Genomic DNA, 12377 nt, shown 5'->3' on the forward strand with positions numbered 1-12377 from the left:
GATGCAAAAGGAATTTGGCTTAGCGGACTATATGGCACAAGAAGGGCGCTTAATCATTACTGCGCCGAGCTTTGACCTTGATAGCTTTCCTGCCTTAGGTGAGCGTTTAGTCGGACTGCTTTCTGCTACTGTGGTGGAAAAGCAATGGGATGCAGACATTCACTCTTGGCTGATTGACTTTGAAGGTTGCCGACTGTTTATGAAGGCAGAGCATTACAGCGAAGCGATTTGGTTTGAAGCGTTAGCGATTGAAGAGAGCAGGGAAGAGTTGGATTATCTTGCAGGGTTGTTCCAACGCGGCTTCTAAAAATAGAGTTTTTCTTGAAAGGGTGTTTCACATGAAACACCCTTTTTTATGCTTAAACGTTTGCGTCAAACAGACGACTTGCGGCGAAAAGTGGTTAATGTATAATCGCCCACCGCTTCGCTCAGAATGAGCCAAGCCAGTTTATTTTTCATTTTACATTGTTGGTAAGAGCCACTTTATTCAGTGACTCGATTTGGGTTCCCTCACCCCCAAACCAAACTAAAAAGGTATCGCATGAGTAACTTTACCCCTGCGCAGCAGCGCAACGCCCTTATCTATCTGGTTCTATTCCACCTAGTCATTATTGCATCTAGCAATTACCTAGTTCAGCTACCGTTTACTATTTTCGGTTTCCATACCACTTGGGGCGCATTCACTTTCCCATTTATATTCCTAGCGACTGACTTAACTGTGCGTATTTTCGGTGCTCAGTTGGCGCGTAAGATTATCTTCTTAGTGATGTTGCCTGCTTTGGCAGTGTCTTACTTCTTATCGGTGGTGTTCTTCGAAGGTCAATTCCAAGGTTTTGGTCACTTAGGGGAATTTAACTTATTCGTTGCTCGTATCGCGATTGCTAGCTTCATGGCGTACCTACTTGGTCAGATCATGGATGTGCATGTGTTCAACCGCCTACGCCAAATGAAGCAATGGTGGGTGGCACCAACGTGTTCAACGCTTTTCGGTAATGCACTTGATACCATCGCTTTCTTCGCCATTGCGTTCTACCAAAGTCCAGATCCATTCATGGCGGAGCATTGGACGGAAATCGCGCTGGTGGATTACGGCTTCAAACTGATTATTAGTCTTGGTTTGTTCGTTCCTATGTACGGCGTATTACTGAATTACCTCATCAAGAAGCTGACTGCGGTGAACCCTGACTTTAAGGTGACGACAAGCGTTCAGTCTTAATATCAGTGGGAACCCCGAAAGCCGCTTGCTCAAATCAAGCGGCTTTTTTGTGCCTGTTTACTTGGGTTTAGAGCGTTTTGTACAGCGTAGGGAGTAATTAGATCATGGGTGTCCAAAAGCTCCCTAAGCTGTACGAAGGTAAAAATGAGCAATAAAAAGGTCCCGAGTGAGACCTTTTAATCGAAGATACGGAACGTAGAGGAAGCTCGCTGGTGAAATGGCTAACAGAGCATCTTCTCAATCAAAATGGCTTTTTGCGCATCGAAGGCGCCAAGTTGCAGGCCGTTATCCCAGCTGATGCTTTGATTGAACATCGCCAACATCAAACCGACACTGCGTTGATTGGCGTCCTGCCAGCAATCAGACTCGCTGTACTCTCCATCATTTATCGCGTTGCCATTAACGAGAATGGGCTCGAAACGCCATTTTTCTCCGACACGGTAGTAGCCTTTGCTGGTTAAGGTCTGGTTGGATTGAATCGTTAGATTGTGCTCGATGCCCGGTTCACCTGTTAGTTCAAATACAAACCTTAGCTGGTGGTCGTCACATTGCAGCTCAACGATCAGTTGGCCGTTTTCCTCAACCAGTGTTGATTGAGAGTAGTCTCCGAAGCAATGCAGCAACCAAGAAATAGGGTGGCTAGCTGTCTCAAGAAACCACTCTTTGAGCGTGAAGGTGCCTGGTAGATTAACTTGGGTGACTAGATTGACCACACAAGGTTGGGTTTGCGAGGCGAGCCACTTCTCTATCGTCTTGGCGGTATTAAGCTGAGCAAAGGCGTAATTAACCAATAGGTTGGAGTTCGGTTGCTGCCAGTGAGTGATGTCGGAATTCAATCCCACCAATGGCTTTTCACAAATTAGCTTGGTTGAACCTAACTTCTTAATTATCTCTGCATGAGTATGCGCAGGTGTCGCGATTGTCACTACATCAAGTTGCTTGAGTGCGCTGATGTTCGTTTCTGCCTTTGGGATTGCTTCTTCACTGCACGCTTGCTGAAGCGGTTCTATTTGGTTGGCGCATAACGTTGTGACCGATACACCATTGTTTCGATAGTGGGGAATGTGCGTGCGTCCCCAGTTGATTCCTATGATGCCGGCTTGCTGGATTTGCTCTGGTTTGTTGAAACGTTCACTCAATGGCGGCAAGGCAATTCGTTCATCGGTTAGACGTTGGTCATGGTGATAGTCATTGCTTGGCAGCACTTGCCATGGCTTGTTGTAATGCTGTTTGAGTGCACAAACGAGTTCGTAGAAATTCCACTTATCCTTTAAGTTGCTATCAAGATGGTATAAACCGGCTTCGTTCCGCTCAATAAGCTGCAAAAAGGCGAGTGCAGTATCGTCCATATGAGAAGTCGCGGGATACCAAGCTGTGCTAGCGGTAATAACGCCGTACTCTTCATGTTGGCGGTCGAGATGCGCCAACATGTTATTGCCTTCTGCTTGGTGATGGAGCTGCCAACCAATTCGAGCAACCATCGCATCTGGATTTGCTTGCCAGATTGCATCTTCACAACGAACTTTGTATTTGCCGTAATCATCTTGGGTGTTTCTTTCTTCAAAGATGCCATAAGGCCCGTTTTTTGTGGCATCAAATACCATTGCTGTGCTGACAAAGAGGTAAGGAATATTATGGCGTTTGCAGTGCTCACCAAGCCACGCTGCCCACGCTTCACTCCCCATCGCCATATGGCACACCGCATCAATGTGGTGCTGCTGCCAAAATTGCTCACTTTGCTGTAGATCATCCGGCGGGATTTGATGGTGATTCCATTCCAATACATTCCAGCCGCGAAGTTGGAACTGATGAGCAACTATAGGGGCGAGAGTGCCAGTTAAGCCAGTCATTAAAACGGTTTTCATTATGGTGCATCTTGGTTGGCTAAATCGTGTTTATCAATAAAGCATGGCTGTTTTTCGATGTAGAGCGGAGAAGCTGAGATTTTTGCTGGGCAGCACGTTTTGTAGGGGAAATAGAAGCAAAAAAGCCCAAGCGAACGCCTGGGCTTTAGTATTGTAAGGCAGTGATATTCGCTTATTTTGCTACGATATTTAATGGCCAGCCGATGTCTGTCTGACGGTTGGATTCAATTTCCAACTCAGCCGCAGTCAGTGGGTTTTTCTCTAGCCATTGCGCATCAATGTGTAACGTTAGATTGTCGCCTTCAACCGTTAGAGTCACATTTGGCTCTAGATCAGGATTGCGACGATGGCTGAGCAGAACCGCAAGACGCAACAATCTCAATACTCGTTTTGCACTCGAGCCTGATAATGCATGCTGCTCAGGTAAAGAAGTGAGTTGTTCGCGATAGCGACGAGCCACTTCACCAATAAAGAACTTCTGCGCGCGCGTGTAACCAGGCAGATCCAAATTCTGCAGCAAGTAAGCACTATGCTCTCCGCCTTTTTTGAAATCGATAGTTAAACCAATTTCATGCAGTTTTGCGGCGGTCTCGAGTAATATCTTGCCCTGAGGCTCTGTAATCCACTCATCGCCCCCAGCTTGCTGTAAAAGCGTGTGTGCCAGAGTAGCGACTTGTTCGCCGTATTGGTGATCGAGCTGATAGCGATTTTGTACGCTAGCGATAGTGCGGGCACGAATGTCTTCTTGACGAAGCTCTTCAACCATCTCATACACTAAGCCTTCGCGTAGTGCGCCGCCAGCGAGTGTCATAGCATCGATTTCAAGCAATTCAAAAACGGCAATCAAAATAGAGAGGCCACTAGGGAACACTAATGCCCGCTCAAGTGTTAAGCCTTCAATATCGAGCTCTTCTAAATGGTCGGCCAACATGGCTTGCTTCTGTAGACGCTTGAGTTTGGAGTGAGTGATTACTTCGTCCATGCCTTGCGCCAGCATTATCTCTTGCAATGCCTGAACAGTGCCTGATGCACCAACACACACATCCCAACCAATTTCTGTATAACGTTCTAAAATCGGCTGAATGGTCTGTTTCGCTCCTTCAATTGCCGCGTCAAAGTTACGAGCATTCAATTGGCGATCTTTAAAGAAGTTTTCAAGCCAAGTCACGCAGCCCATTTTTAAGCTGGTCAGTGCTTTGGCTTCGAAACCTTCACCGATAATCAGTTCGGTACTTGCTCCACCGATATCGACTACAAGGCGACGACCACTACCGCCAGAGGTGTGAGCGACACCTTTATAGATAGTGGCAGCTTCTTCTTCACCAGTAATCACTTCGATAGGCTGGCCTAGAATTTGGTTAGCCTTTTCTAAAAACACATCTACATTGGTCGCGGTACGTAATGTTGCTGTACCGACGATGCGAATGTTTTGTTTAGGAATGTCCTGCAAGCGTTCCGCAAATAGACTTAAGCAGTCCCATCCTCGCTGCATAGCTTCCATACTAAGAGAATTATGTTCATCTAAGCCCGCTGCTAGACGAACTTTGCGCTTAATTTTAGCCATTGTTTGAACGCTGCCATCGATGTGACGCACAACGAGCATGTGAAAACTGTTCGACCCGAGGTCGATGGCGGCATATAGCGGTGATGATCCTGCTTGACTCATAAAACGAACTCAGTTTCCTATTACGATTGTTTTGGTGCCGATTGACGCGGTTGGCGTGGACGACGTCCCTGCGGCTTACGGTTACCAGAACCAGAGCGGGTACCGCCAGTATTCGTGCGGCGCTGTTGGTTGCGTGGTGCACGCATACGAATCGGAGCCGGTAGATCTTGAATCAGTGCCGACGAATCGTACTCTGAAACTGGGATTGTGTGCTCAATGTATTCTTCGATTGCTGGTAGGTTAACCGCGTACTCTTCACAAGCAAAACTGATCGAATGACCGCTCGCACCAGCGCGACCAGTACGGCCAATACGGTGAACATAATCTTCACAGTCGTCAGGAAGGTCGTAGTTGAAAACGTGCGTTACCTGAGGAATATGCAGGCCACGCGCTGCAACGTCAGTTGCAACTAAGATGTCGACATCACCTTTGGTGAATTGCTCAAGAATCTTCTCACGCTTCTTCTGCGGTACATCGCCAGTAAGAAGGCCTACACGATGTCCATCGGCAGCCAAATGACCCCAAACCGATTCACACTTATGCTTGGTATTGGCAAAAATGATAGCGCGATCTGGCCACTCTTCTTCAATTAGTGTTTGAAGCAGCGCCATTTTGTCTTCATTCGAAGGATAGAAAAGCTCTTCCTGGATACGGTGGCCAGTTTTTTGTTCTGGTTCGACAACGACATGCTCAGGAGTATTCATGTGTTCGAATGCCAGTTCTTGAACGCGGTAAGACAGCGTTGCTGAGAACAGCATGTTCAAACGCTCTTTTGGCTCAGGCATACGACGGAACAAGAAGCGAATGTCTTTAATAAAGCCAAGATCGAACATGCGGTCGGCTTCGTCCAGAACAACAGCTTGAATGTTGTTGAGGTTAAATACGCGCTGTTTGTAGAAATCGATGATACGGCCTGTTGTTCCGATCAGAATATCTACGCCGTCTTGCAGTTTCGCAAGTTGCTTGTCGTAGCTTTCACCACCGTAAGCTAGAGCGGTTTTTAGACCTGTGCTTTCAGTTAATGATTCTGCATCATTGTAAATCTGAATAGCGAGCTCACGTGTAGGCGCCATAATAATTGCGCGTGGCTGTGTAGGCTTACGACCTTCATGTTCCGGAGTCGTCAGAAGGTGGTTGAACGTAGCAGTAAGAAACGCGAGCGTTTTACCAGTACCCGTTTGGGCCTGGCCTGCGATGTCTTGGCCGGTGAGCAGGACCGGCAACGCCAAGGCTTGGATAGGGGTACAAAATTCGAACCCTTTTTTGTCCAATCCTTCAATAACTTGGGGCTTTAAGCCCAAATCGGCGAACTTTTGCTCTGTGATATGCGTCTTTTTCATGGCTATAGAATATCAGCTAAAGCTTGCAATACGAAAGTAAATACATTCCAATAGGGCATCTAATTACTGGTTATCATCCAACCAGTTTCGAAAAACACATTGGAGTGGAAGATGAGTGATAAGATTTTGCAGCTAACTGATGACGGTTTTGAAAACGATGTAATCAACGCTGCAGGCCCGGTTCTAGTGGATTTTTGGGCAGAATGGTGTGGTCCTTGTAAAATGATCGCTCCTATTTTGGACGAAATCGCAGACGAGTACGAAGGCAAACTCACTATCGGTAAACTAAACATCGACCATAACGCAGGTACACCACCTAAGTTTGGTATTCGCGGCATTCCAACGCTATTACTATTTAAAGATGGTAACGTAGCGGCAACGAAAGTAGGTGCTCTGTCTAAAACTCAACTAAAAGAGTTCCTAGACGCAAACTTATAATCACCAAGTGATTACAGATAAAACCGTGCAAAGTTACAATGCACGGTTTTGTTTTTCTAACTCTGGACTAGAATACTAATTAGTGCTAACTTATCGCGCGTTAATTGAACAAATTTCTCTTCTTGGTCGATCCTGAGACCAAATCCATCTTAACTAGAAAACAGATCTTATTTTGACTAAACAAGAATCCACCACCATGAACCTTACCGAACTGAAGAACAGACCTGTGTCTGACCTTGTAAAACTGGGCGAAAGCTTAGGATTAGAGAACCTAGCTCGCTTAAGAAAACAAGACATCATCTTCGCGATTTTAAAAGCGCACGCTAAAGGCGGCGAAGACATCTTTGGCGATGGGGTTCTGGAAATTCTGCAAGACGGCTTTGGTTTCCTACGCAGTGCAGATAGTTCATACCTTGCGGGTCCGGACGATATCTACGTATCACCAAGTCAGATTCGTCGCTTTAACCTACGTACTGGTGACTCTATCGCTGGCAAAATTCGTCCACCAAAAGACGGTGAACGTTACTTTGCCCTTCTAAAAGTCAATACCGTTAACGACGATAAACCAGACAACGCCCGTAACAAGATCCTATTTGAAAACCTTACCCCTCTACATGCGAATGAGCGCATGGTTATGGAGCGTGGTAACGGTTCAACAGAAGACATTACAGCACGTGTTTTAGACTTGGCATCGCCAATCGGTAAAGGTCAACGTGGTCTGATTGTTGCTCCGCCTAAAGCGGGTAAAACAATGCTTCTGCAAAACATCGCGCAAAGCATCGCGTACAACCACCCAGAGTGTGAGTTGATGGTTCTTCTTATCGACGAACGTCCAGAAGAAGTAACCGAGATGCAACGCCTAGTTAAAGGTGAAGTGGTTGCGTCGACTTTCGATGAGCCAGCATCTCGTCACGTACAAGTAGCGGAAATGGTGATCGAGAAGGCAAAACGTCTTGTTGAACATAAGAAAGACGTGGTTATCTTGCTTGACTCTATCACTCGCCTAGCTCGTGCTTACAACACCGTAGTGCCTTCATCAGGTAAAGTACTAACAGGTGGTGTGGATGCAAACGCATTACATCGTCCTAAGCGTTTCTTCGGTGCTGCACGTAACGTAGAAGAAGGCGGCAGCCTAACTATCATCGCAACGGCACTAGTAGATACTGGTTCTAAAATGGATGAAGTTATCTACGAAGAGTTCAAGGGTACAGGTAACATGGAACTGCACTTGAACCGTAAGATTGCTGAGAAGCGTGTATTCCCTGCGATTGACTTCAACCGCTCAGGTACACGTCGAGAAGAGCTACTGACGAAGACTGACGAACTACAGAAGATGTGGATTCTGCGTAAGATTGTTCACCCAATGGGCGAAATCGACGCAATGGAATTCCTAATCGACAAGCTAGCGATGACGAAGACCAACGATGAGTTCTTCGATGCGATGCGTCGTCAATAGTCTCAAATAGTCATTCTGCGAAAAGCCACCGTATATCGGTGGCTTTTTTATTGCTTTCTCCCGATAGAAGTATCAGAATGAAGGAAATGTTATCGGGAGGTTAACATGCAACAAGGAATGTTGTCGTCATTACTCCTGAGCTTGTCACTTATCACTCTACCTGCGACATTATCTGCCAAGGAAATGCATGAGTCTGTAGTAGAGCAGTGGCTTCAGGATACTCAAATACAGACTAAAGTCTCTGAACTGCTTGATTACGCTGTCAGAGATGAAGTCGACTCGCTTAAATTCGCCCTTGATAGACTTGCTTTGCCTCAACAAGAGGTGGTGCGCTTTCAATTATTGGAAAAGCTTGAAAAGCAAGATGTGATTCTCACGCCTCGAATGGCTCTGTTTGTTGAGTCCCAGATCCGTATGACCCCGACTTATCAAGTGTTAGAGCGAGGTGATGGGTATGAATTTAGTGTACCCGCTTTTAACTTTCCCGTTATTGCGAGTCGCTTGATTAAGCGTTGGAAACAAGACCAAAGTACCTTGGACTTTGTCTTACAAGCTGAACGAAGAGAGCTTAACTTAAAGCAATGGCTTACAGGGCCATCTCAACAAGCTCAAGCACGTGAAGCGCTTTTGATTCGAGAGTTAGACAGCTTATCACCCAACGCGCTTGCTGCATTAGCGGCCCAGTTAACCAAAGCAAATGTGACCAGTTGGTTACCCTCGACGGCCGTGATAGTCAGGTTGGCACAAGTTAGTCAGGATGAGGAAGTGTACAACTTACTCTGGCGGATGAAAGCCGATTACAACAGCCAGTCCGAACTTGAGCGTTTAGCTGCGGTTGGAGACGTTTTTTCCATTCAGCAATTGATGAATGCCACAGTTAACCCATCACTCAAGCCAGAAGCTATTAGTCTACTTACAAAATCTAACCCTCTATCTCCGCAAGTAAAGCAGTTTCTAGTTAGAAAAATGGCGTTATCAGAAGAAGCAACCATGGTTGCTCGAGAGCTTGCTCAACAAGGGCATCAAACCTGGTTGGAAGAGTTAGTATCTTCGAACCATCAGATAAAGACTCGGCAGATTGAACAAGTATTAAAGTAATCTTGCTCACATACCCACACAAAATAGGAGGATCTTAGCGTCCTCCTATTTGTTATACTGCGGACAGTTTAATCAGCCAGCATGAAGGCCTATGAGTTTTAAGGATTTACGCGAATTTATCGACCACCTAGAACAGAAAGGTCGACTTAAACGCATCACTCACCCTGTCGATCCCGCTTATGAAATGACAGAAATCAGCGACCGCACCTTGCGTGCTGGTGGACCTGCGCTGTTGTTTGAGAACCCAATCGGCTACGACGTACCTGTTTTGACTAACCTGTTTGGTACACCAGAGCGTGTCGCAATCGGCATGGGACGTGAAGACGTTAAAGAATTAAGAGAAGTCGGTAAGCTGCTGGCTTATTTAAAAGAACCTGAGCCACCAAAAGGCTTCAAAGACGCTTTAGAAAAACTGCCTGTGTTCAAACAAGTATTGAACATGCCGGCTAAGCGTTTACGTAAAGCACCATGCCAAGACATTGTTTGGCAAGGTGATGAAGTCGACTTGGATAAAATTCCGGTAATGAGCTGCTGGGCTGAAGATGTAGCGCCGCTGCTTACTTGGGGCTTAACCGTAACCAAAGGTCCAATTAAGAAACGTCAGAACCTAGGCATTTACCGTCAGCAGAAAATTGCCAAGAACAAAATCATCATGCGTTGGTTAGCCCATCGTGGTGGTGCGCTTGATCTGCGCGATTGGATGGAAACCAACCCAGGTAAACCTTTCCCAGTTTCGGTCGCGTTTGGTGCAGACCCAGCAACCATTCTTGGCGCAGTAACACCAGTGCCAGATACGCTATCGGAATACGCATTTGCAGGTTTGCTACGTGGAAGCAAAACGGAAGTCGTGAAGTCAGTCAGCAACGATTTGGAAGTGCCAGCGAGCGCGGAAATCGTGATGGAAGGCTATATCGACCCGAACGAGTTTGCTGATGAAGGTCCTTACGGTGACCACACTGGCTACTATAACGAAAAAGAAAAGCACCACGTATTTACTATTACGCACATTACTATGCATAAAGACCCTATTTATCACAGCACCTACACAGGTCGTCCGCCAGATGAACCAGCTGTATTGGGTGTGGCATTAAACGAAGTGTTTGTGCCTATTCTGCAAAAGCAATTCCCAGAGATTGAAGACTTCTATCTACCGCCAGAAGGTTGTTCGTACCGAATGGCCGTCGTCACCATGAAGAAGCAGTACCCAGGACATGCCAAGCGCGTAATGATGGGCGTGTGGTCTTTCTTACGTCAATTCATGTATACCAAGTTTGTTATTGTGTGCGATGAATCGGTAAACGCACGAGATTGGAATGATGTCGTTAAAGCCATGTCAGAGCATATGGACCCTGTACATGATACTTTGATGATAGATAACACGCCAATCGACTCGCTCGACTTTGCTTCACCTGTGGTTGGGCTTGGCTCCAAAATGGGCTTAGATGCGACCATTAAATGGGATGCCGAGCTGGCGACGCGAACCGAGGTCACTGAGCGAGACAGCAAAGCGATTACCGAAGCAGAACTGAATGAGTTGAAACAGCAACGCCCTGAGATTGTTGACGTCTATCTTCCAGTTACAGCAAACAACCAATTTGCTGTCGTGACTATGAAGAAAGACCAAGCCGGTCAATCTCAAGCATTGATGGAATACTTGTGGGACTTCTTTGCTCAGTACACGGATAACAAATTCATTATTTTGTGCGACGATGACGTCAACGCACGAGATTGGAATGACATCATTTGGGCGGTGACAACTCGAATGGACCCAGATAGAGACACGATTCAAGTGCTTGGTAAGACTGAGAGTTCATCCAAATTAGGACTGGATGCGACCAACAAGTTCGAATCTGAAGTCACGCGCGAGTGGGGCACGCCTATCAAAAAAGATCCTAAACTTGTGGCTAAAGTCGATGAGATTTGGGACCAGTTAGGTATTCTATGAGTCATCAAGTCCACCTTCTACCAATGGACGTTACGTTCCAAGTAAAAGAAGGGGAGACGGTGTTGGAAGCTGCGCTCAACAACAATATTCGCTTCCCGCACCGTTGCCAAGTTGGCGCTTGCGCCATGTGCATGTGTAAAAAGCTAACGGGCGAGGTGAGCTATCACCTCGAACCGATGCTAACCGAAAAAGAGCAACAGCAAGGCTGGATATTCCCTTGCCAAGCCTATACAGAAAGTAATTTAGTGCTTACTTTTGACGAGTAAGCGAGAGGAACACCATGACCATCCAATGTAAAGTAAAGTCTATTCAGCCGTTAGCTTGTAATACTTACCAAATCCTTCTTCATCCAGAATCACCAGTGCCTTTTAAAGCGGGTCAGTACCTAATGGTGGTGATGGGTGAAAAAGACAAACGTCCTTTCTCTATCGCAAGCAGCCCTTGTCGTCATGAAGGTGAACTTGAACTGCACATCGGTGCGGCGGAACACAACGCTTATGCACAAGAAGTTGTCGAAGCAATGCAAGCGGCGCTTGAAACTGATGGTCAGATTGAAATTGATGCGCCACATGGCGATGCTTGGGTTCAAGAAGAAAGCGAACGCCCATTATTATTAATTGCTGGTGGTACAGGCTTCAGTTACGTTCGCTCGATTCTGGATCACTGCGTAGCGCAGAATAAAACCAATCCTATCTATTTATATTGGGGGGCGCGCGATAACTGCCAGCTTTATGCTAAAGACGAACTGGTCGAGATTGCCGACAAGTTTGCCAATGTTCACTTTGTGCCAGTAGTAGAAGAAGCTCCTGCAGACTGGCAAGGTAAAGTTGGTAACGTGCTACAAGCTGTAGCTGAAGATTTCGAAAGCTTAGAAAACTACGATATCTATATTGCAGGTCGTTTTGAAATGGCTGGCGCAGCACGTGAACAGTTCACTCAGAACAAGAAAGCGAAGAGCGAACGTATGTTCGCAGACGCGTACGCATTCATTTAAATACGGCTTTTAAGGCAGAAAAAGAGGGTTTTTTACCCTCTTTTTTGCTTTTTTGATGAAATAGTCATCGAACAGTCATTTTTTTCCATTTTTTTTCAAAAAAGGGTTGCGAACGGATCTGAGTTCCCTATAATGCGCATCCACCGACACGGCAGACGCGATAAGGCTTCAGCAGGGTCGGAGAGGTGAAAGCTTCTACGAAAAATAAAATTGAAAAAGTGTTTGACACTGTCAATTAAATCGCTAGAATGCACCTCCGCTTTGAGAGAAAAACTTCTCGCAAAGCAAGCTCTTTAACAATATAGACCTATCAATCTGTGTGGGCACTCGTTGATGATAATCCAAATAGTTTCTTCGGA

Annotated in this window: 11 protein-coding genes; 8 read left to right on the top strand and 3 right to left on the bottom strand. The window is 46.2% G+C overall.

Features of this window, described 5'->3' with window-relative positions:
• The first annotated feature begins 1 nt into the window (after position 1).
• On the top strand, positions 2-307 hold the full coding sequence (locus R7035_RS23295; RefSeq protein WP_005378772.1) for a DUF3630 family protein: 306 nt from the start codon (positions 2-4) through the stop codon (positions 305-307).
• 234 nt (positions 308-541) lie between these two features.
• Positions 542-1216 carry a 7-cyano-7-deazaguanine/7-aminomethyl-7-deazaguanine transporter gene (locus tag R7035_RS23300; protein WP_005378770.1) on the top strand — a complete coding sequence of 225 codons (675 nt, stop codon included), beginning with the start codon at positions 542-544 and terminating at the stop codon, positions 1214-1216.
• Between the two features lie 221 nt (positions 1217-1437).
• On the opposite strand, the gene R7035_RS23305 is transcribed toward R7035_RS23300, so the two are convergent.
• The 3 genes from R7035_RS23305 to rhlB form a co-directional block, all read right to left on the bottom strand.
• Entirely contained in the window at positions 1438-3081 is a 1644-nt protein-coding gene (locus tag R7035_RS23305) for a sugar nucleotide-binding protein (protein WP_025768970.1), read from the bottom strand.
• A gap of 172 nt (positions 3082-3253) precedes the next feature.
• Positions 3254-4747, bottom strand: a complete 1494-nt coding sequence (gene gppA, locus R7035_RS23310) for a guanosine-5'-triphosphate,3'-diphosphate diphosphatase (RefSeq protein WP_005382885.1) — start codon at positions 4745-4747, stop codon at positions 3254-3256.
• A 20-nt stretch (positions 4748-4767) separates the two neighbouring features.
• The gene (gene rhlB, locus R7035_RS23315; RefSeq protein WP_005378764.1) at positions 4768-6087 is read right to left on the bottom strand and encodes an ATP-dependent RNA helicase RhlB; all 1320 of its coding nucleotides are present in this window, start codon (positions 6085-6087) and stop codon (positions 4768-4770) included.
• A 111-nt stretch (positions 6088-6198) separates the two neighbouring features.
• Between rhlB and trxA the strand changes: the two genes are divergently transcribed.
• The 6 genes from trxA (at position 6199) to fre (ending at position 12018) form a co-directional block, all read left to right on the top strand.
• Positions 6199-6525, top strand: coding sequence for a thioredoxin TrxA (gene trxA / locus R7035_RS23320; RefSeq protein WP_004745500.1), 327 nt, complete (start codon positions 6199-6201; stop codon positions 6523-6525).
• A gap of 196 nt (positions 6526-6721) precedes the next feature.
• Positions 6722-7981 carry a transcription termination factor Rho gene (rho, locus tag R7035_RS23325; protein WP_005378757.1) on the top strand — a complete coding sequence of 420 codons (1260 nt, stop codon included), beginning with the start codon at positions 6722-6724 and terminating at the stop codon, positions 7979-7981.
• A 105-nt stretch (positions 7982-8086) separates the two neighbouring features.
• The gene (locus tag R7035_RS23330) at positions 8087-9079 is read left to right on the top strand and encodes a hypothetical protein (RefSeq protein WP_136976338.1); all 993 of its coding nucleotides are present in this window, start codon (positions 8087-8089) and stop codon (positions 9077-9079) included.
• Between the two features lie 91 nt (positions 9080-9170).
• Positions 9171-11024 (top strand): 4-hydroxy-3-polyprenylbenzoate decarboxylase, encoded by a 1854-nt coding sequence (ubiD, locus tag R7035_RS23335; RefSeq protein WP_262606412.1) that lies wholly within the window; start codon positions 9171-9173, stop codon positions 11022-11024.
• Positions 11021-11290 (top strand): 2Fe-2S iron-sulfur cluster-binding protein, encoded by a 270-nt coding sequence (locus R7035_RS23340; protein ID WP_009696789.1) that lies wholly within the window; start codon positions 11021-11023, stop codon positions 11288-11290. The genes ubiD and R7035_RS23340 overlap by 4 nt, the downstream gene beginning before the upstream one ends.
• Positions 11291-11304: 14 nt before the next feature.
• Positions 11305-12018, top strand: a complete 714-nt coding sequence (gene fre, locus R7035_RS23345; RefSeq protein WP_005382872.1) for an NAD(P)H-flavin reductase — start codon at positions 11305-11307, stop codon at positions 12016-12018.
• Positions 12019-12377: the final 359 nt, after the last annotated feature.

It is taken from the genome of Vibrio sp. 1731 (genome assembly GCF_033339955.1).
Taxonomy (GTDB): domain Bacteria; phylum Pseudomonadota; class Gammaproteobacteria; order Enterobacterales; family Vibrionaceae; genus Vibrio; species Vibrio alginolyticus.